Raw genomic sequence first — 17,148 nt, 5'->3', positions numbered from 1 at the left:
CGCGATCATCTCTTGAGATGGGTCGCGCGCGGCTGTGGCCTCGCTAGAGTGGGTCCATGGCCAGCACCCCCGAATCGCTTGACCCCGCCGATCCCTATGCGCGATCCGCCCAGACCTTCCCGGTCCTGACCGCGGAGATGATCGCGCGGGTCGCCGCCTTCGGCACCGAGGAGGCGGTGGAGGAAGGCGCCATGCTGTATCGCCGCGGCGATCATAGCGTCGATTTCTTCCTGTGCCTGTCCGGCGGCATCGCGATCGTCGATACGGACAGCGAGGGCCGGGACCATGTCTTCCACATCCACGAGGCCGGCCAGTTCACCGGCGAGCTCGACCTGTTCAACGACCGCAAGATCCTGGTGAGCGCCCGCGCGCTGCCCGGCACGCGGGTGGTGCGGATCGAGCGCGCGGCGTTCCGCCGGATGATGGCGGCGGAGCCCGATATCGGCGAGATCGTGATGCGCGCCTTCATCCTGCGCCGCGTCGGGCTGCTGCGCCACAGCGATGCGGGCGTCGCGCTCGCCGGGCCGGGGCATGGCGCGGACATGGGGCGGATCGAGACCTTCCTCACCCGCAACGCGATGCCGCACCGGCGGATCGATACGGACACCGATCCCGACGCAGCGGGCTTCCTCGAATGCCTGGCGCTCACCGATGCGGACCTGCCAGTGGTCGTGCTGGAGGGCCGGGTGCTGCGTAACCCGACCAACGCCGCGCTGGCCGATGCGCTGGGCCTCGCGACATCGCTCGATCCGGAGCATGTGCACGACGTGGCGGTGGTCGGTGCGGGGCCTGCGGGCCTCGCGGCGGCGGTCTATGCCGCGTCCGAGGGGCTCGACTCGATCGTGATCGAGGCGGTGGCGCCTGGCGGCCAGGCGGGGACCAGCTCCAAGATCGAGAATTATCTGGGTTTCCCCACCGGCATCTCCGGCCAGGCGCTGGCGGGGCGTGCGCAGGTGCAGGCGCAGAAGTTCGGCGCGCGGCTGCTCGTCTCGCGCTCGGTGGTGCGGATCGAATGCGAGGAGCGGCCGCTGCGGCTCCATCTCGACGACGGCGCGACGCTGCAGGCCCGCGCGGTGGTGGTCGCGACCGGCGCGCGTTACCGCAAGCTCGATCTGCCGCGCTATGCCGAGCTGGAAGGCAACGGCATCTATTACGCCGCCACCGCGATGGAGGCCGGGCTGTGCGCCGGCTCCGAGGTGGTGGTGGTCGGCGGCGGCAATTCGGCGGGGCAGGCGGCGGTGTTCCTCGCCCGCCACGCCGCCCACGTCCATGTGCTGGTGCGCGGTCCTGGGCTCGCCGCGACCATGTCGCGCTACCTGATCGATCGGATCGAGGCCTCGGAGCGGATCACCCTCCACCCCTTCACCGAAGTGACCGCGCTGGAGGGCGAGCGTGCGCTGACCGGGCTGGAATGGACCGATCGCAAGACCGGCGCCACCGAGCATCGCAAGGTCGGCGCGCTGTTCGTGATGATCGGCGCGGTGCCCAACACCGGCTGGCTGGAAGGCTGTGTCGATCTCGATGCGCGGGGCTTCGTGCAGACCGGCAGCGGCGAGACCTTCTTCTGCTCCACCGCGCCCGGCGTGTTCGCGGTGGGCGACGTGCGCGCCGGGTCGGTGAAGCGTGTTGCCTCGGGGGTTGGCGAGGGATCGGTGGTGGTCTCCGCCATACACCGCTATCTTGAACCCGCGGCCGAATGACGGCATGAGCCGGGCATGAGCGATACCCCTCCCGATCGTCTGTCGGTCAACCCGAGCAGCCCCTATTTCACCCGCGAACTGCTGGAGCGCGGCGTCGGCATCAAGTTCAAGGGCGTCGAGCGCCGCGATGTCGAAGAATACTGCATCTCCGAAGGCTGGGTGCGCGTCGCGCTCGGCAAGAAGACCGATCGCAAGGGCAACCCGCTGACGATCAAGCTGGTCGGCCCGGTCGAGGCCTGGTTCCAGAGCGGCGGCGAGGCGGCTGCGGATGCGGCGCAAGACGGGGCCAAGGCCGAGGACAGCGCCGAGGGCTGAGGCTTGGTTAGCGGGGGTGCCGGATGCCGGCAGCCCCGCCAGCGTGTTTAATAGCTATTTCGAGCACGATGATCGTCAGCTGCCCGTTGAGCCGGCCGACGAGGGTGATATTGCCGCCGGGCCAATCCGGCCCGTTCATCGCGGCGATGGCGAAGACATCCATGCGGATGGCGAATAGCGGATCGAAGGTCTTCGCCGAGGGCTGCATCGAGCAGGCAGGCAGCTCGCCCAAACGCTTCGACAGCGCCGCTCGTTGCGGAATGGATCGGTATCGTCGCGTCCTAGCGGGTAGTCGCCGCCCGCGACAGCTTGACCATTGCCTCTCCCACGCTCGCGCGGATGGCGGATCGTGTCAGGCTCAGCGTCTGCCCCTGCTTGATGCAGGCGGTGAAGGCCGGCTTCAGCTTTTCCATGGCCGCGCTTTCCTCCGCTCCGGCGGGCTGGGCGACCAGCAGGGCGTGGGCATCGCCGGGATTGTCGCGGGCAACGCAGTCACCAAATAGGCGGGCGGCAACGAAATCGGCCGGCAGACCGGTGGTATCGCCGTCGAACTCGTCGGACAGGCGAAGCGGCGGCAGCGCCTGGAGGCCCGCAACGGGGCCGCTCTTGCCGAATTCGCGGCGATAGAGCGAGGGATACAGCGCGTCTCGGAAGGTTTCAGGCTGCAACCGCATCTCTATGCGGCTGTGCGTGCGCGCCGCAGCCCTGTTGAGGCAAGTGAGGTCCGCCGCCTTCATCGCGGCGGCGTCGAACGAAGGTTGGCGGGGGATGGTGCGCAGAAACGCCTGGATCGCCGCTTGCCGCGATTTCTGCGCCGTGACGCAGTCGGTGAACTCGGCAAGCAGTCGGGATCGCTCGGCGGCGGATGGATCCTCTGTTGCGGGTCGCGCGCGTGCGGCGTTCCCAGGTAGCGAGGCAAAGACAAGCGCGACGACAACAAGCCCTATTGCAGACCGCATGATCCCCTCCGCACATGGTTTTATTGTGACACCAGTGTCGCATAGGCAGAGGAACGTCCCAAGCGATTTCTGTTCCTGAACAATCGCTAGTCTGCAATTGCTATGAGCGCGCGCAGGGGGGCGTCGTATCTTGAAAGGTGCCTTGCTTCAGCGGCGCCTTGCCGGGTCAGATGGCGCTCTTGATCATCCCGTAATGGTGCCAAGCGAAGATCGCCGCCGCGCCGCGGTGGGGGCGCCATGCCTCGGACCATGCGCGCGTCAGCTTCTCGCTGGGGCGCTCGGGATGGCCGAGGATGCGGCCGATCTCGATCTGCACCGCCAGGTCGCCTGCCGGCCAGATGTCGGGCCGCCCTTCGGCGAACAGCAGGTAGATCTCCGCCGACCAGCGGCCGATGCCCTTGATGCGGGTGAGCGCGGCGATCGCGTCCTCGTCGTCCGCCGGCAGCGCGGCGAGATCGAGCGCGCCGCTGGTCACCTGCTCGGACAGACTGCGGGCATAGCCCATCTTCTGGCGCGACAAGCCGGCGCTGCGCAGCAGCTCGTCGCTGGCGGCCGCGAGCAACGCGGGATCCTCGGCATCGCCCAGCACCGCGTCCAGCTTGTTCCACACGGCGGTGGCGGCGGCGACGCTCACCTGCTGGCCTACGATCGTGCGGAGCAGCGTGGCATAGCCGCGCGCTCGGATCCGCGGCTCGGGATACCCCGCGCGTTGCAGCGCGGCGGCGAAGGCGGGTTCGAGCGCTGCCAATGCGTCGATCGACCCCTTCAGCTGGTCGGCGGTCAAGCCCATGGAATGGCTCCTTGAAACAGGCTCGGTTCACCGGCATGGACGCGGCGAACCAAGGAGATGCAGATGCCCCAGCTTACGGTCGTGACGCGTGACGGAACCGAACGCACGGTAACCGGTGAGGCCGGTCTCAGCGTGATGGAAGTGATTCGCGACAATGGTTTCGACGAGCTGCTGGCGCTGTGCGGCGGCTGCTGCAGCTGCGCCACCTGCCATGTCCATGTCGACCCGGAATTTGCGGACAAACTGCCCAAGATGAGCATGGACGAGGACGATCTGCTCGACAGCACCAGCGATCGCGACGCAACCTCGCGCCTTTCGTGCCAGCTGCCGTTCACCGATGCGCTGGACGGCCTGCGCGTGCGGATCGCCGCCGAGGATTGAGCGAAGGCAGGGGCGGGCAGGTCACCGCCCCTTTGCCTGGTCCGCAGTCTGCCAGACGCGGACATACTCCACCTCCATCCGCGATGGGAAGGCGGCGGGGTCGATGCCATGGGTGCCGCCCCAGCCGCCCACCGCGACGTTGAGCAGCAGATATTGCGGCTTGTCGAAAGGCCAGGTGGCGGGATCGCCCTGATGGTCGTTGTCGAAGCGCATATAGGCATGGCCGTCGACGCCGATCAGGATGCGGTCCCGGGTCCAGTCGAGCTGGTAGGTGTGGAAGGCGGTGCAGGCGTCCGCCACCTGCGTGGTCGCGCCCTTCTGGGTGTGCTGGGCGTGGTTATAGGCGCCGGTGTGGATGGTGCCGTGGACCGTCTCCGGGTCCCAGCCGACCAGTTCCATCACGTCGATCTCGCCGAGCCGCGGCCAGCCGCCGCTGCCATCGGTGCCGAGCAGCCAGATCGCGGGCCACAGCCCCTTGCCGCAGGCCAGTTTGGCGCGGACCTCGATAAAGCCATAGGTCCAGCTAGCAAGGCCGCGGGTGAGCAGGCGGGCGGAGCTATAGTCCTGGCCGCCATAATCGGCCTGGCCGGTCAGCCGCTCGCGGCGCGCTTCGATGACGAGATGGCCGTTCTCGACCCGCGCATTCTCGGGCCGGCTCGCGGCGTAGTATTGCAGTTCCTGGTTGTACCAGCCTTCGCGGTTGCGGGCGGTATCATAGGTCCAGCGCCTGGCGTCGGGCAAATGGCCCGAGTCGAACTCATCCGCCCAGACGAGTCGCGCGCCCTTTGGGACGGCGATCGATTCGCTGGTCGCGGCAGGGACGGGTGGCAGGGCGGCGGTCTGCGCAACCGCCGCTGCCGGCAGGAACCAGGCTGCGGCGGCGGCCGCGATCGCGAACCGCCGCCAGCGCATCACTTGGGCGAGAGCACCATCAGCATCTGACGGCCTTCCATGCGCGGATAGCTCTCCACCTTGGCCACTTCCGCCGCGTCCTGCTGGACGCGCTGTAGCAGTTGCATGCCGAGCTGGCCATGCGAAAGCTCGCGACCGCGGAAGCGCAGGGTGATCTTCACCTTGTCGCCTTCACCGATGAACTTCAGCACGTTACGCATCTTCACGTCGTAATCGTGATCGTCGATGTTGGGACGCATCTTGATCTCTTTGATCTCCTGCGTCTTCTGGGTCTTGCGTGCGAGGTTCGCCTTCTTCTGCGCCTCGTACTTGAACTTGCCCACATCGAGGAACTTGGCGACGGGCGGGTCGGCGTTGGGCGACACTTCGACGAGGTCGAGCCCGACCTCGGCAGCCTGCGCCATCGCCTCGCGCGTGTACATCACGCCAAGGTTTTCGCCGTCCTGGTCGATCACGCGAACCTTGGGCGACTGGATGAATTCGTTAAACCGCGGCCCGTTCAGCGGCATCGCGGGCGCCATCGGGCGCCGGGGCATGGGAGAACGTATAAGACTGGCTCCTGTAGTTGATCAGCGCCCTATATAGACAATAATGGGGGCCGAGAGAAGGTCCCCCCGGCGGCATATTGCGGCGATATTGCGCGGCAAGTGCAGCGGGCCTGCGGAAAACGCCCCCTGCAGGCCGCCTCCGCCCCTGCGCTTCTCTATAATGTCCCGGTGCCGGCGGACCTTCCCGCGTGTCGGCAACAGGGGAAAAGCGTAATGCAGCGACTGTTTCGTGCCGCGATGGGTTTCGCGGCGATCACGCTTGCCGGCCAGGCGCTGGCGCAGAGCGATGGCGGGGCCGAACAGGGCAAGGCAAGTGTAGGCGTCACCGCGGGCTCGCTAGGCGTGGGGCCGGAAATCGGCTACCGGTTCAACCAGCATGTCGGCGTGCGCGCCAATGGCGGTTTCCTGGGCGTGGACCACAGCTTCAGCTCGGGCGGCATCGACTATGACGGCCATGCCAAGCTGTCGTCGGGGGGCGTGATCCTTGACGTTTACCCGTTGGGCGGGGGCTTCCGCATTTCGGCGGGCGCGCGCTACAACGGCACCAACGGCAATGTCCGTGCGACGCCCAACGGCCCGACCCGGATCGGCAGCCTGGTGTTCACGCCCGAGCAGATCGGCACGATCACCGGCCGCGCCGACCTGCGCGAATTCGCCCCCCAGCTGACGCTCGGCTATGGCGGCAAGCTGCGCAAGGGGCTGGCTTTCACGGTGGAGGCGGGCGCGCTGTTCGAGGGTGCGGTGCGGATCCGCGACTTCACCTCGAACGGCACGCTGGCGACCGATCCGACGATCGCAGGCACGACGTACCGCAACGAACTCGCCAAGCAGCGCCAGAAGCTGCAGGATTCGGCGAACGACTATCAGGTCTACCCGATCCTGCAGTTCGGGCTGAAGTACCGGTTCTGAGGCTGGCGCGGGCGGCGTCTCGCGTGCCGCCCGCTCAGTCCAGCGTGTCGAGGCGGATCGTCGGCTCTGGGAAGAGCAGCGGCGCGACCGTGTCGTGCGCCTCATATTCCTCGACATCGGTGTAGACGCCGTTCTCCGCCGCGCGGTGAATGCGGATCGTCTGGCGCACCGCGTCGACCACCCAATAGTCGCGCACGCCGTGCCTGGCGTAGAGCGGCGCCTTCACGCGCAGGTCGTAGGACAGCGAACTGTCGGCGACTTCGATTAGCAGCAGGACGTCTGGTCCACGCATTTGGCGGATCATCGATCCGCGCGGAAGCACGACGAGATCGGGCTCGAGCAGTGTGTCTGCCGAGAGCGTGAGCGACGGCGCCGGGTACAGGCGGACGGCTGCCGGCAAGCGCTGCGCGAAGCCCCAAATGAGCTTGCTTTCCATGAGCGCGTGCCAGTCCGCCTTGGCTGCCGCCATCGGTACCACCTCTCCCTCGATCAGCTCGATGCGCTCATTCTCGCGCAACACTCCGGCGGTGGTGAGATCATATATCTCATCAACCGTCAGTCGGGCGGGGAAAAGGCCCCGGCGCATGTTCTGGAACAGCGTCATGGGGCGAGGATAGCAGATGTGCGGCAAGACGGCGAGGTGCGCCAATGCCCCCTCCCGCAAGCGGGAGGGGAACTTGAGGGCAGCTTACCGCAGGTCCGGTGCCAGCGCCTCGGCCTTGAGCCGTTCGATCGCCTCGTCCAGCGTCAGCATGGTCTGACCCTGGCTGCCGAGCACGCGGAGCGCGACGGTGCTCTCCTCCGCCTCGCGCTTGCCGACCACCAGCAGGTTGGGCACTTTGGCCAGCGAGTGCTCGCGCACCTTGTAGTTGATCTTCTCGTTGCGCAGGTCGCTCTCGACGCGGATGCCCGCGGCGTGGAGCTTGGCCACCACTTCGCGGGCATAGTCGTCGGCATCGGAGACAATCGTCGCGACCACCGCCTGCACCGGGGCGAGCCAGGTCGGCAGCTTGCCGGCGAAATGCTCGATCAGGATGCCGATGAACCGCTCATACGAGCCGAAGATCGCGCGGTGGAGCATCACCGGGCGGTGGCGCTCGCCATCCTCGCCGACGTAACTCGCATCGAGCCGCTCGGGCAGCACCCGGTCCGACTGGATGGTGCCGACCTGCCAGGTACGGCCGATCGCGTCGGTGAGGTGCCATTCCAGCTTCGGTGCGTAGAAGGCGCCTTCGCCGGGCAGCTCTTCCCAGCCATATTCGGGCGTGGCGAGGCCGGCGGCGACCACCGCGTCGCGCAGCTCGTTCTCGGCCATGTCCCACATTTCTTCGGTGCCGAAGCGCTTCTCGGGGCGCAGCGCGAGCTTGATCGCATAGGTGAAGCCGAAATGCTTGTAGACCCGGTCGGCCAGCGCGCAAAACGCCTTCACTTCGTCGACGATCTGGTCCTCGCGGCAGAAGATGTGGCCGTCATCCTGGGTGAACTGGCGGACGCGCATCAGCCCGTGCAGCGCGCCATGCGGCTCGTTGCGGTGGCAGCAGCCATTCTCGACCAGCCGCATCGGCAGGTCGCGATACGACTTAATGCCCTGCTTGAAGATCAGGATGTGCGCGGGGCAGTTCATCGGCTTGAGCGCCATCCACTGCGCGTCCTCGGACACCATCGGACCTTCGTCCTCGATGTTCGGGGTCTCGTCGGGGATGACGAACATGTTCTGGCGATACTTGCCCCAGTGGCCGGACTGCTCCCACTGGCGCGCATCCATCACCTGCGGGGTCTTCACTTCCTTGCTGCCCGCGCCGTTCACCGCGCGGCGCATATAATCCTCGAGCACGCGGTAGATGACATAGCCGTTCGGGTGCCAGAACACCGAGCCATGCGCCTCCTGCTGGAGGTGGAACAGGTCCATCTCCGCACCGAGCTTGCGGTGGTCGCGCTTGGCGGCCTCTTCCAGGCGCGTCAGATGCTCCTGGAGCTGCTTCTTGTTGAGCCACCCGGTGCCGTAGATGCGGCTGAGCATCGCGTTCTTCTGGTCGCCACGCCAATAGGCGCCCGACACGCGGGTCAGCTTGAACGCATCCGCCGCGACCTTGCCGGTGGAGGCGAGGTGCGGGCCGCGGCACATGTCGAGCCAGGCGTCCTCGCCCTTGCCGGCGCGGTAGACGGTCAGCTCCTCGCCTTCGGGGAGTTCCTTGGCCCATTCGGCCTTGAAGGTCTCGCCCTGCGCCGTCCAGCGCGCGATCAGGTCGGCGCGCGACCAGACTTCGCGGATCAGCGGCTCGTCGCGGGCGATGATGCGGCGCATCTCCTCTTCGATCGCCGGCAGGTCCTCCTCGGTGAAGGGGCGGTCCTTGGGGGCGAAGTCATAGTAGAAGCCGTCATCGGTCGACGGGCCGAAGGTGATCTGCGTGCCCGGGAAGAGGTGCTGCACGGCTTCCGCGAGGATGTGCGCATAGTCGTGGCGCGCGAGTTCGAGCGCGTCGGCCTCGTCCTTGGCGGTGACGAGCGCGAGCTGGGCATCGCCCTCGAACGGACGGCCGATGTCGCGTAGCTCGCCATCGACGCGCGCGGCGAGCGCCGCCTTGGCGAGGCCGGGGCCGATCGCCGCGGCGATGTCCGCCGGGGTAGTCCCCGGGGCTACCTCGCGGACGGAACCGTCGGGCAGCGTAATGCGGAACATCTCGGACACGGGAAGAACCCCTTTCATGGGTGTGGAATGGAGCGCGGCTTATGCCCGCGCGGGTGCGATATAGGCAAGGCTTTGGCGAAAGGGCAGGGGCGGCGGGAGTTTCACCCGTGTCCCCCTCACCCTTCCCACAGGGGGAGAGGGAGTTTGGCGCCCCTGCTCCCTCTCCCCCTGTGGGAGAGGGAGGGAGCCGCGAAGCGGCGGAAGGGTGAGGGGGACACAGCCCCAAGTGCGAACGCTTTGGGGTGGTGTACCCCGCCCGGCACGCATAGCATCCAACCATGGACGCCAGCCACCACATCGCCGCCATCCTGCCCTGCCGCGACCTCGACGCGAGCACCGCCTTCTACCGCCGCCTGGGGCTGGAGGTGGCCAGCGACTATGGCCACTACCGCATCCTCGCCGACGACCGCGGCTGGCACCTGCACCTGCGGCACGAGGCGAACACGCCCCAGGCGCCGGACAATCCCTTCGGGCTGTACCTCTATGTCGAGGATGTCGACGTGGTGGCGGCGCGGGTGCGCGAGGCGATCATCCAGCCCGGTACGCCGCATGCGATGCCTTGGGGGACATACGAGTTCGCGGTGTCGGATCCGGACGGCGCGCTGGTGCGGGTGGGGCGGGTGCTGGCGGAGTAAGGCCCGCGCTTTCATGAAAGCGATCCGTCACCCATAAGCGCCCGCATTGTGGAACGGGTTCGAGAGGTTGGGAATGGCGCCGACAGAGGAAGAGCTTGCAAACCGGATCGTGCGCCATTTGTCGTGGCGAAACACGGAGGCGGTTGCACTTATTTGGCCCGGCTACCTAGCGGGGCTGCTCGAATGGAGTTTGATCGAGGTGTCCACCTACGATCGTCTAGGGAAGCTGCTTCCGGAGGTCGGAAGCAAAGCGTTGGTCGAGCTTTTTCTGGACGAGCCGATCAGCCCCGAACAAGAGGCGGAGATGGATGCGGATCTCGCGCCGAGCGCGCAGCCTGAAAGTGACGGTTGAGTCGGCTGCTAGGGCGAATCGCGCGCGCGGCCGTACATGGTTGGGCCACCCAGCGTCGGTCCAATCGCAGCGGAAGCGACGCAAGCGGCGACCATGAGCCGCTCAGCTATGCAAACAGCGCGGTCACATTGGCTAGCGCCGAAGCCAAGAGCGCGAGTACGCTCGGATAGAAGGTCAGCGCGAAGCCGAAGGCGCGCCCGCTGGCGCCGCGCTTGTAGCCCCGCCAAAACAGCAGCCGGCCAACCGCAAACAAGCTGGCCAACGCGGCGATCAGCGGCGTCGACCCTACAAAGGTCGCGGCGACGATCAGGTGGGTGACGATCGCCAGCACGGCCTGCTCGAAGCTGTTCTCGAGGACCGCGTTCCCAATCCGGATCTGCTCGGACGCCTGTTGCCCACCGCTGCCGCCGATGTCCTGTTCGGAGAAGAAGCGCAGTCTGGCGACATTTGCGATCCCCGCGGCGACCCACAAGATGACGAGAAGGTCGATTCTAAGGGCGTCCTGCAGGCGCTGCGGGAACGTCGGCGCGCTGCCGCTGTGCGTTGTGAGTGCCACCAATCCCAGCACGACGATCGTGAGCAGCAATGCGCTGGCCATGCCGATCGCCACGCCGCGCTGCTCTACCTTGAATGCTCGCTCGTCGGCCATGCCTGCGCATCCTCCTGCGGGGGTCAGATCTCCGCAGTCGTCAACGCGTCAAACACCTCCCGATACGCAAACAGCCCCGGCACGCCGCCGGTCATGACGTACAGCACCGCCTCGCCCGGCTCGAACGTACCTTTGCGGATCGCCGCGAGAAGCCCGGCGAAGGCCTTGCCGCTGTAGACCGGGTCGAGCAGCAGGCCCTCGGTGCGGGCGAGCAGTTCCACCGCCTCGCGCATCGCGGGCGTGGGGATGCCATAGCCTTCACCCCGCTGGCTGCCGTCGATCACCACGTCCGCCGCCGCCACGCTGCCCGGCAGGGCGTTGGCGGCGAGTGTCGTCTGGGCGAGCGCCAGCGTCTCGGCATGGGCGCGCTCGGGGGTGGCGAGGACGGCGTAGGACTGGACGCGCGCCACGTCCTCCCCTGCCGCTGCCATGCCGGCGGCGAGGCCCGCATGGGTGCCGGCGCTGCCGTTGGGCACGACGATGCGGGCGAAGCGCTCGCCGAGTGCCGCCTCTTGCCCCAGGATTTCCCAGGCGCAGGCGACATAGCCCAGCGCGCCGACCGGCGACGATCCGCCCGCGCCGACCACATAGGGCGTGCGCCCCTCCTCCCGCAGCGCCTCGGCGCGGGCTTGCAGGAAGGCCGACCGATCGGCGTCGCCGGGCACGCGGTGGACGGTCGCGCCGAAGATCGCGTCGAGCAGGAGGTTGCCGTTGCCGCGATAGTCGGCGTCGTGGCGGGGCACGACATCGGCCAGCACCAGCTCGCAGGCGAGGCCCATCAGCGCCGACGCCGCCGCGCTCAGCCGGGCATGGTTCGATTGCAGCCCGCCGGTGGTGACGAAGGTGTCACACCCTTGCGCGATCGCGTCGCCGAGCAGGAATTCGAGCTTGCGCAGCTTGTTGCCGCCGCCGCCGATGCCCGCGACGTCGTCACGCTTCACATAGATCCGCACGCCGTTGCCGAGCGCCGCCTCCAGCCGCGTCAGCCGCTCGATCGGCGAGGGGTGGGCGAGTAGCGATACCGCGCCGTGGCGGGTCCGCAGGGCGTGCGGATCGGGGCTCATGCGACGCCGAACGGGACGACGTGGTTGGTCGAGATATGCCCGATCGCGCAGCGGCCGAGATAGGGGACGCCCATCTCCTTGCACCAGCGGACGATCATCTCGTCCACCGTCTCGCCGAAGGGCGGGTCGTTCTCGGCGATCGCGGTCACCGCGCCGAGGCGGATGCCGGCGATGCCCTTCAATTGCTCGGCATGGGCCATGTTGAACAGCATCCGGTCGATCCGGTAGAGTGGCTCGTCCACTTCCTCGATCATCAGCACATGATCGGTGAGGTCGGGCAGGTACTTGCTGCCGATCAGCGACGTGAGGATCGCCAGGTTGAAGGCTGCGGCGGGGCGTCCGTCGGCCAGCGCGGGATCGAGCCCGCGGCGATCGCGCTCGATCAGCCAGCCCAGCGCCCAGCCGGTATCGACCCCCGCATCGTTCTTGCCGATGCTGCTCGCCATCGAGGCATGGACCGGATGGCCGATGCCGCGGGCGTAGAGCGCGCCGAGCAGGAAGCCCATGTCGGAGAAGCCCATGTACGTCTTGCGCCGCGCGGCGTCGCCGAGGTGCGGCATCACTGCGTCGAGGATGCGGTTCGATCCATAGCCGCCGCGCGCGAACCAGATGGCGTCGATCGTCGGATCGTTGGCAAACTCCAGGAACGCCGCCGCACGCTCGGCATCGGTGCCGGCGAAATGGCCCGCCGAGAGATAGCATTGCGGGTGGAATACCACCTCATGCTCCGGGTAGGTAAGCGCCATGAACGCCGCCATGCGGGCAGACGATTCCCGGGTGACTGGCCGCGCCGGCGCGACGACTCCGATCCGCATATGCTTGTATGGTCTCCTCGCTTCGCCGATAGCGTGCCCATGCAGCATGGCAAAGCAACCTTCTTCGTAGGGATCGGCGGTTCGGGGATGATGCCGCTGGCGATGATCCTCGCCGGCCGAGGCGCCCGGGTCTCGGGTTCGGACCGCAGCCTGGATGGCGGGCGGCTGGCGGCCAAGTTCGACTGGCTCCGCTCGCGCGGGGTGGGCCTGTTCCCGCAGGACGGCAGCGGCGTGCAGTCGGCCGAGCAGGTGGTGGTCGCCTCCGCCGCGATCGAGCCGACCGTGCCGGACATGGTCCGCGCGGCCGAGCTGGGCTGCGCGCGGATGTCGCGGGCCGAGCTGCTGGCGAGCCTGTTCAACGCCTCGCCGCTGCCGATCGGCGTGGCGGGGACCAGCGGCAAGTCGACCGTGACGGGGATGATCGGCTGGATCCTCCATGCCTGCGGGCGCGATCCGACGGTGATGAACGGCGCGGTGATGAAGAATTTTGCGGGACCGGACGCGCCGTTCGCCAGCGCGCTGGTCGGGGCGGGGGACGCCTTCGTCAGCGAGGTGGACGAGAGCGACGGCTCGATCGCCAACTACTGGCCGCGGATCGCGGTGCTCAACAATGTCAGCCTCGACCACAAGTCGCTGGAGGAATTGCGGCTGCTGTTCGGGGCGTTCGCGGGCAAGGCGGCGACGACGGTGGTCAACGTCGGCGATGCGGAGAGCGCGGCGCTGGCGGTGGGGCTCGATCGCGCGCGGACGCTGACTTTCGCGGTGGAGGGCGAGGCCGATCTGATGGCGCGGAACCTCGCGCCCGAGGCCCTCGCGATCGGCTTCGACCTGGTGATGGGCGAAACGGTGCGGCGGGTGCGGCTGCAGGTGCCTGGGCGCCACAATGTCGCGAATGCGCTGGCCGCGATCGGTGCGGCGACGGCGGCGGGGGTGTCGCTGGTGGACGCATGCGCGGCGGTGGAGGGCTTCACCGGCTTGCGGCGGCGGTTCGAGCTGGTCGGCACGATCGGCGGCGTGTCGGTGATCGACGATTTCGGGCACAACCCGGACAAGATCGCCGCGACGCTCGATACGCTGCATGAATTTCCGGGGCGGCTGCTGCTGCTGTTCCAGCCGCATGGCTATGGCCCGCTAAGGGTGATGCGACGCGAGCTGGTCGCGATGTTTGCCACGAAGCTGGGGCGGGAGGACCTGCTGGTGCTGCCGGACCCGGTCTATCAGGGCGGCACGGTCAGCCGCGAGGTGACCAGCGCCGACATCGTCACCGATGTCGCGGCGACCGGCGCGCAGGCGATGCACATCCCCGGCCGGGAGGCCGCGGCGGCGCATCTGGTGGCGCAGGCGCGGCCCGGCGACCGCATAGTGGTGATGGGCGCGCGCGACGATACGCTCAGTCAGTTGGCCGAGGACATGGTGACGCGGCTGCGGCTCTGAAGGCGGCGTCAAGTACGCTTGACATGTAAAGCTAGGTTGACGTAAAGCGTCCTTGTCTTAGTAGCAAGGAAGCTCGACATGCAGCGTAGTTCTCCCGCCGGCCGTCGCTATCTGAAGCGCTTCACGCCGACGATGCTCGCCTATGTCGGTGCGGTGATCGCCTCGAGCGTGGCGGTTGATCGCCTGCACCCGACGGGCATTGCGCTGATCGCCTGGTCGATCCTGCCGGCGCTGCCAGTCCTCGGGATCCTGGTCGTCATCGGCTTGTACATCCATGAGGAGACCGACGAGTATCTGCGCCTGCGGATCGTCACGGCGATGCTGATCGGCATCGGGGTGGTGCTGGCGGTCTCGGTCGTGCTGGGCTTCCTGCAGCTCTATCACGCGATCGGACAGGTCGACGTGTTCTGGGCCTTCCCGGTCTGGTGCGGCACCTGGGGCGCGGCGCAGTGCCTGCTGGCGTGGCGCGACAGGATGTCCGGAGACGCGGCATGAACAACCGCCTCCGCGTGCTCCGCGCCGAACGCGCGTGGAGCCAGCAGGATCTCGCAGAACGGCTCGAGGTCTCGCGCCAGAGCGTGAACGCCATCGAGACCGGGCGCTACGATCCCTCGCTGCCGCTTGCCTTCAAGATCGCCGACCTGTTCGGCCTCGCCATCGAAGACATCTTCGTCAATCCTGCCAAGGAGAAGACCCTATGAAGCGCCTGCTTGCCTGTGCCTGCCGCAATTCGCAGCTGCCCTGGGGCGCGATCCTGATCGCGCTGCTCGCGGCGAACGGCTTCTTCAACCGCGCCCATGCAAGCGTGGCTGCGCCGATCAGGGCCGCCGCCGATCCGGTGGTGCAGATGGCGCATATCTCGGTGCAGGTCGTCGGGCGGGGTAGCCCGGTGATCCTCATCCCCGGCCTGTCGAGCCCGCGCGCCACCTGGGACGGGGTGGTGCCGGCGCTTGCCAAGAACCACCGCGTCTATTTGGTGCAGGTCAACGGCTTCGGCGGCGACGATCCGCGCGGCAATCTCCAGCCCGGCATCCTCGACGGCGTCGTGGCCGATCTCCACACGCTGATCGCCGACAAGAAGCTTGGCGCCGTGCCGGTCGTCGGCCATTCGATGGGCGGGCTGGTCTCGCTGATGCTGGCGCAGGCGCATCCGGGCGATGTGCAGAAGGCGCTGATCGTCGATGCGCTGCCGTTCATCGGCACGCTCTTCGCGCCCGCCGCCACGGCGGAGGCGCTGAAGCCGCAGGCGGAGATGATGCGCGCGCAGATGGCGAGCCTGTACGGCAAGCCCTTTCCCGACCAGGTCGGCCAGATGATCGCACGACAGAATGCGCTCAAGCCCGCCTCGCAGGCGCAGGTGGCCGGCTGGTCGGCCAAGGCTGACATGCGGGTGAGCGGGCAGGCGCTCTACGAGGACATGATCACCGATCTGCGCCCCGTGCTGCCGAAGATCACCGCGCCGATCACCGTACTGGTGCCCTGGACCGACGCCCGCGGCGGCGAGCAGCAGGTGCTGGGCCTCTATCGCGCGCAATATGCCGGTGCGCCGAACGTGACGATCCGCGGCGTGGGCGATAGCGGGCACTTCATCATGCTCGACCAGCCGGCTGCGTTCGAGCAGGCGCTGATGGCTTTTCTGGGCTGAGCGCGGCGCGGGGGCGGCATGCCCCCGCGTTCAGCGCTGCTCGTTCTGGCAGCGCTCGGGATGCTTGCGGCATTCCTTTTCGTGCTTGCGCATCTTCCGGCCGCGATTGCGATCGGCTTCGTCCTGGCTGGTGGTGGTCCAGTCGACCGCCTTGGCGCCGGCCTTGACCGGCAGGGTCACGACGTTCGCGGCGGTCTTCACCACGCATCCCCCCGCAAGCAGCGGCAGTACGAGCAGAACGGGGAGGATGCGCATCGGGTAAGCCTTACTTGCCGTTGGTTTTCAGGAAGCTATCCCGGGCCGGCACGCCGATGGAAGGAAAATCGGTGAAGAAGCCGTCGATCCCCGCCTTCAGGAAGGCAGTGATCTCCTCCTCCAGACGGCCGTGCGCGGCGGGATCGGTGCCGACCCGATAGGTGGGCATCAGGAAGGAATTCTCGGCGCGGAAGGTCCAGGGGTGGAGCTTCAGCCCTGCGGCATGGGCATCGGCGACCAGCGTGGAGGGCGTGCCGTCGGTGGCGAGGATCTGGGTAAGTTCGGGGCCGATGCCGGCGGCGTAGGCCGCGACCGCCTTCAGCCCCTCGGGAGTCGCCATTTCCTTGTAACTGGCATAGGCATGGTCGGCCGGGCCCTGGCTGCCGGCCATCAGCTGGATCAGCGGCACCTTGGTCATGGTATGGAGCTGCTTGAGGTTGTTCACCTCGAACGACTGGATGAACACCGGCGCAGCGGCGCGGTCCCAACCGGCAGCCTTGAGCTTGGCGACCAAGCGCGCCTCCAGCGGCAGGCCGATCGAGGCAAAGTAGCTCGGGTGCTTGGTCTCAGGGTAGATGCCGATCGTACGGTGGAGCCGCGCGGACTCCTTCTTGGCCAGCGCGATGATCTCGTCGAGCGTCGGGATCGTCGCCTGGCCGTCATAGGCGGTGTTGCCCGGACGCAGCTTGGGCAGCCGCTCCTTGGCGCGCAGCGTCTTGAGCTCGGCGAGGGTGAAGTCCTCGGTGAACCAGCCGGTGATCGTCTGGCCGTCGATCGTCTTGGTGGTCTTGCGGTCGGCGAACTCCGGGTGCGCCGCGACGTCGGTGGTGTCGGTGATCGCATTCTCGTGCCGGGCGACCAACTCGCCGTCCTTGGTGGGAACGAGATCGGGCTCGATGAAATCGGCGCCGGTATCGATCGCGCGCTGGTAGGAGAGCAGCGTGTGTTCGGGCCGCTCGCCGCTGGCGCCGCGATGGCCGATCACGACGATGCGGGGCATGGGCTTTTGCATGGGATGACCTTGTCCGAAAGCGAGGGCGGGCGCCAGCAGCGCCATGGCCAATAACATCCATCTCGTCACGAAACTCTCCTTCGG

22 protein-coding genes are annotated in these 17,148 nt (G+C 67.6%); 10 read left to right on the top strand and 12 right to left on the bottom strand.

The genetic code is table 11. From position 1 onward, the window contains the following. The first annotated feature begins 56 nt into the window (after positions 1 to 56). Positions 57 to 1,700, top strand: a complete 1,644-nt coding sequence (locus ABIC35_RS15340) for an FAD-dependent oxidoreductase (protein WP_121073590.1) — start codon at positions 57 to 59, stop codon at positions 1,698 to 1,700. Positions 1,701 to 1,715: 15 nt separating this feature from the next. Further along, the gene (locus ABIC35_RS15335; RefSeq protein ID WP_121073593.1) at positions 1,716 to 2,015 is read left to right on the top strand and encodes a DUF3297 family protein; all 300 of its coding nucleotides are present in this window, start codon (positions 1,716 to 1,718) and stop codon (positions 2,013 to 2,015) included. A 7-nt stretch (positions 2,016 to 2,022) separates the two neighbouring features. Here the strand turns inward: ABIC35_RS15335 and ABIC35_RS15330 are convergent, their stop codons facing one another. The 3 genes from ABIC35_RS15330 to ABIC35_RS15320 form a co-directional block, all read right to left on the bottom strand. After that, positions 2,023 to 2,223, bottom strand: a complete 201-nt coding sequence (locus ABIC35_RS15330; protein ID WP_147425819.1) for a hypothetical protein — start codon at positions 2,221 to 2,223, stop codon at positions 2,023 to 2,025. 73 nt (positions 2,224 to 2,296) lie between these two features. Next, entirely contained in the window at positions 2,297 to 2,974 is a 678-nt protein-coding gene (locus ABIC35_RS15325) for a hypothetical protein (RefSeq protein WP_147425820.1), read from the bottom strand. Positions 2,975 to 3,140: 166 nt separating this feature from the next. Beyond that, positions 3,141 to 3,764: a DNA-3-methyladenine glycosylase family protein gene (locus tag ABIC35_RS15320; protein WP_121073602.1), complete on the bottom strand. Its 624-nt coding sequence runs from the start codon at positions 3,762 to 3,764 to the stop codon at positions 3,141 to 3,143. Positions 3,765 to 3,827: 63 nt separating this feature from the next. On the opposite strand from ABIC35_RS15320, the gene ABIC35_RS15315 reads away from it, so the two are divergent. Next, positions 3,828 to 4,145 carry a 2Fe-2S iron-sulfur cluster-binding protein gene (locus ABIC35_RS15315; protein WP_064311720.1) on the top strand — a complete coding sequence of 106 codons (318 nt, stop codon included), beginning with the start codon at positions 3,828 to 3,830 and terminating at the stop codon, positions 4,143 to 4,145. A 21-nt stretch (positions 4,146 to 4,166) separates the two neighbouring features. Here ABIC35_RS15315 and ABIC35_RS15310 read toward each other — a convergent pair whose 3' ends face one another. After that, positions 4,167 to 5,057, bottom strand: a complete 891-nt coding sequence (locus tag ABIC35_RS15310; protein ID WP_121073604.1) for a glycoside hydrolase family 16 protein — start codon at positions 5,055 to 5,057, stop codon at positions 4,167 to 4,169. After that, complete coding sequence (gene infC, locus ABIC35_RS15305) at positions 5,057 to 5,593, bottom strand: translation initiation factor IF-3 (protein WP_029623153.1); 537 nt, start codon at positions 5,591 to 5,593, stop codon at positions 5,057 to 5,059. Before infC ends, ABIC35_RS15310 begins: the two co-directional genes overlap by 1 nt. 225 nt (positions 5,594 to 5,818) lie before the next feature. On the opposite strand from infC, the gene ABIC35_RS15300 reads away from it, so the two are divergent. Continuing rightward, positions 5,819 to 6,514 (top strand): hypothetical protein, encoded by a 696-nt coding sequence (locus tag ABIC35_RS15300; RefSeq protein ID WP_121073606.1) that lies wholly within the window; start codon positions 5,819 to 5,821, stop codon positions 6,512 to 6,514. A 34-nt stretch (positions 6,515 to 6,548) separates the two neighbouring features. On the opposite strand, the gene ABIC35_RS15295 is transcribed toward ABIC35_RS15300, so the two are convergent. Then, positions 6,549 to 7,163, bottom strand: a complete 615-nt coding sequence (locus ABIC35_RS15295) for a Uma2 family endonuclease (RefSeq protein ID WP_220667328.1) — start codon at positions 7,161 to 7,163, stop codon at positions 6,549 to 6,551. A gap of 39 nt (positions 7,164 to 7,202) precedes the next feature. Further along, positions 7,203 to 9,194 (bottom strand): threonine--tRNA ligase, encoded by a 1,992-nt coding sequence (gene thrS, locus ABIC35_RS15290; protein ID WP_183049469.1) that lies wholly within the window; start codon positions 9,192 to 9,194, stop codon positions 7,203 to 7,205. Positions 9,195 to 9,481: 287 nt separating this feature from the next. Between thrS and ABIC35_RS15285 the strand changes: the two genes are divergently transcribed. Both ABIC35_RS15285 and ABIC35_RS15280 read left to right on the top strand, forming a co-directional pair. Continuing rightward, on the top strand, positions 9,482 to 9,838 hold the full coding sequence (locus ABIC35_RS15285; RefSeq protein ID WP_121073614.1) for a VOC family protein: 357 nt from the start codon (positions 9,482 to 9,484) through the stop codon (positions 9,836 to 9,838). A 73-nt stretch (positions 9,839 to 9,911) separates the two neighbouring features. Beyond that, positions 9,912 to 10,190 (top strand): hypothetical protein, encoded by a 279-nt coding sequence (locus ABIC35_RS15280; RefSeq protein ID WP_121079098.1) that lies wholly within the window; start codon positions 9,912 to 9,914, stop codon positions 10,188 to 10,190. A gap of 106 nt (positions 10,191 to 10,296) precedes the next feature. On the opposite strand, the gene ABIC35_RS15275 is transcribed toward ABIC35_RS15280, so the two are convergent. From ABIC35_RS15275 to ABIC35_RS15265, 3 genes are read right to left on the bottom strand one after another with little or no spacing between them, the layout of a single operon-like run. Continuing rightward, complete coding sequence (locus ABIC35_RS15275; protein ID WP_121073617.1) at positions 10,297 to 10,839, bottom strand: MAPEG family protein; 543 nt, start codon at positions 10,837 to 10,839, stop codon at positions 10,297 to 10,299. Positions 10,840 to 10,862: 23 nt separating this feature from the next. Further along, positions 10,863 to 11,903, bottom strand: coding sequence for a D-cysteine desulfhydrase family protein (locus ABIC35_RS15270; protein WP_121073620.1), 1,041 nt, complete (start codon positions 11,901 to 11,903; stop codon positions 10,863 to 10,865). Next, positions 11,900 to 12,718, bottom strand: coding sequence for an LD-carboxypeptidase (locus tag ABIC35_RS15265; protein WP_121073623.1), 819 nt, complete (start codon positions 12,716 to 12,718; stop codon positions 11,900 to 11,902). The genes ABIC35_RS15270 and ABIC35_RS15265 overlap by 4 nt, the downstream gene beginning before the upstream one ends. A 39-nt stretch (positions 12,719 to 12,757) precedes the next feature. Between ABIC35_RS15265 and ABIC35_RS15260 the strand changes: the two genes are divergently transcribed. The 4 genes from ABIC35_RS15260 to ABIC35_RS15245 all read left to right on the top strand — a co-directional run bounded on the left by ABIC35_RS15260 (position 12,758) and on the right by ABIC35_RS15245 (position 15,797). After that, positions 12,758 to 14,152 carry a glutamate ligase domain-containing protein gene (locus ABIC35_RS15260; RefSeq protein ID WP_121073626.1) on the top strand — a complete coding sequence of 465 codons (1,395 nt, stop codon included), beginning with the start codon at positions 12,758 to 12,760 and terminating at the stop codon, positions 14,150 to 14,152. 78 nt (positions 14,153 to 14,230) lie between these two features. Next, on the top strand, positions 14,231 to 14,647 hold the full coding sequence (locus ABIC35_RS15255) for a hypothetical protein (RefSeq protein ID WP_121073631.1): 417 nt from the start codon (positions 14,231 to 14,233) through the stop codon (positions 14,645 to 14,647). Next, on the top strand, positions 14,644 to 14,853 hold the full coding sequence (locus ABIC35_RS15250; RefSeq protein WP_121073634.1) for a helix-turn-helix transcriptional regulator: 210 nt from the start codon (positions 14,644 to 14,646) through the stop codon (positions 14,851 to 14,853). The genes ABIC35_RS15255 and ABIC35_RS15250 overlap by 4 nt, the downstream gene beginning before the upstream one ends. After that, complete coding sequence (locus tag ABIC35_RS15245) at positions 14,850 to 15,797, top strand: alpha/beta fold hydrolase (protein ID WP_354278505.1); 948 nt, start codon at positions 14,850 to 14,852, stop codon at positions 15,795 to 15,797. The genes ABIC35_RS15250 and ABIC35_RS15245 overlap by 4 nt, the downstream gene beginning before the upstream one ends. A 30-nt stretch (positions 15,798 to 15,827) precedes the next feature. Here the strand turns inward: ABIC35_RS15245 and ABIC35_RS15240 are convergent, their stop codons facing one another. Next, on the bottom strand, positions 15,828 to 16,052 hold the full coding sequence (locus ABIC35_RS15240; RefSeq protein ID WP_121073637.1) for a hypothetical protein: 225 nt from the start codon (positions 16,050 to 16,052) through the stop codon (positions 15,828 to 15,830). 10 nt (positions 16,053 to 16,062) lie between these two features. Then, a complete protein-coding gene (locus ABIC35_RS15235; protein ID WP_183049470.1) occupies positions 16,063 to 17,109 on the bottom strand; it encodes a glycerophosphodiester phosphodiesterase in 1,047 nt (348 codons plus the stop codon). Positions 17,110 to 17,148 lie beyond the last annotated feature (39 nt).

This window comes from Sphingomonas trueperi, assembly GCF_040545965.1.
GTDB classification, from domain to species: domain Bacteria; phylum Pseudomonadota; class Alphaproteobacteria; order Sphingomonadales; family Sphingomonadaceae; genus Sphingomonas; species Sphingomonas trueperi_C.
This window is presented reverse-complemented; position numbering and strand designations above follow the sequence as displayed.

What these genes read in the sequence shown, in the direction of transcription:
- ABIC35_RS15310 (WP_121073604.1), bottom strand. Translation starts at nt 5,057, where the DNA reads ATGCGCTGGCGGCGGTTCGCGATCGCGGCCGCCGCCGCAGCCTGGTTC.
- ABIC35_RS15330 (WP_147425819.1), bottom strand. Translation starts at nt 2,223, where the DNA reads ATGCAGCCCTCGGCGAAGACCTTCGATCCGCTATTCGCCATCCGCATG.
- ABIC35_RS15335 (WP_121073593.1), top strand. Translation starts at nt 1,716, where the DNA reads ATGAGCGATACCCCTCCCGATCGTCTGTCGGTCAACCCGAGCAGCCCC.
- ABIC35_RS15340 (WP_121073590.1), top strand. Translation starts at nt 57, where the DNA reads ATGGCCAGCACCCCCGAATCGCTTGACCCCGCCGATCCCTATGCGCGA.
- ABIC35_RS15325 (WP_147425820.1), bottom strand. Translation starts at nt 2,974, where the DNA reads ATGCGGTCTGCAATAGGGCTTGTTGTCGTCGCGCTTGTCTTTGCCTCG.
- ABIC35_RS15320 (WP_121073602.1), bottom strand. Translation starts at nt 3,764, where the DNA reads ATGGGCTTGACCGCCGACCAGCTGAAGGGGTCGATCGACGCATTGGCA.
- ABIC35_RS15285 (WP_121073614.1), top strand. Translation starts at nt 9,482, where the DNA reads ATGGACGCCAGCCACCACATCGCCGCCATCCTGCCCTGCCGCGACCTC.
- ABIC35_RS15280 (WP_121079098.1), top strand. Translation starts at nt 9,912, where the DNA reads ATGGCGCCGACAGAGGAAGAGCTTGCAAACCGGATCGTGCGCCATTTG.
- ABIC35_RS15270 (WP_121073620.1), bottom strand. Translation starts at nt 11,903, where the DNA reads ATGAGCCCCGATCCGCACGCCCTGCGGACCCGCCACGGCGCGGTATCG.
- thrS (WP_183049469.1), bottom strand. Translation starts at nt 9,194, where the DNA reads ATGTTCCGCATTACGCTGCCCGACGGTTCCGTCCGCGAGGTAGCCCCG.
- ABIC35_RS15265 (WP_121073623.1), bottom strand. Translation starts at nt 12,718, where the DNA reads ATGCGGATCGGAGTCGTCGCGCCGGCGCGGCCAGTCACCCGGGAATCG.
- ABIC35_RS15240 (WP_121073637.1), bottom strand. Translation starts at nt 16,052, where the DNA reads ATGCGCATCCTCCCCGTTCTGCTCGTACTGCCGCTGCTTGCGGGGGGA.
- ABIC35_RS15315 (WP_064311720.1), top strand. Translation starts at nt 3,828, where the DNA reads ATGCCCCAGCTTACGGTCGTGACGCGTGACGGAACCGAACGCACGGTA.
- ABIC35_RS15245 (WP_354278505.1), top strand. Translation starts at nt 14,850, where the DNA reads ATGAAGCGCCTGCTTGCCTGTGCCTGCCGCAATTCGCAGCTGCCCTGG.
- ABIC35_RS15255 (WP_121073631.1), top strand. Translation starts at nt 14,231, where the DNA reads ATGCAGCGTAGTTCTCCCGCCGGCCGTCGCTATCTGAAGCGCTTCACG.
- ABIC35_RS15260 (WP_121073626.1), top strand. Translation starts at nt 12,758, where the DNA reads ATGCAGCATGGCAAAGCAACCTTCTTCGTAGGGATCGGCGGTTCGGGG.
- ABIC35_RS15235 (WP_183049470.1), bottom strand. Translation starts at nt 17,109, where the DNA reads ATGGCGCTGCTGGCGCCCGCCCTCGCTTTCGGACAAGGTCATCCCATG.
- infC (WP_029623153.1), bottom strand. Translation starts at nt 5,593, where the DNA reads ATGCCCCGGCGCCCGATGGCGCCCGCGATGCCGCTGAACGGGCCGCGG.
- ABIC35_RS15275 (WP_121073617.1), bottom strand. Translation starts at nt 10,839, where the DNA reads ATGGCCGACGAGCGAGCATTCAAGGTAGAGCAGCGCGGCGTGGCGATC.
- ABIC35_RS15250 (WP_121073634.1), top strand. Translation starts at nt 14,644, where the DNA reads ATGAACAACCGCCTCCGCGTGCTCCGCGCCGAACGCGCGTGGAGCCAG.
- ABIC35_RS15300 (WP_121073606.1), top strand. Translation starts at nt 5,819, where the DNA reads ATGCAGCGACTGTTTCGTGCCGCGATGGGTTTCGCGGCGATCACGCTT.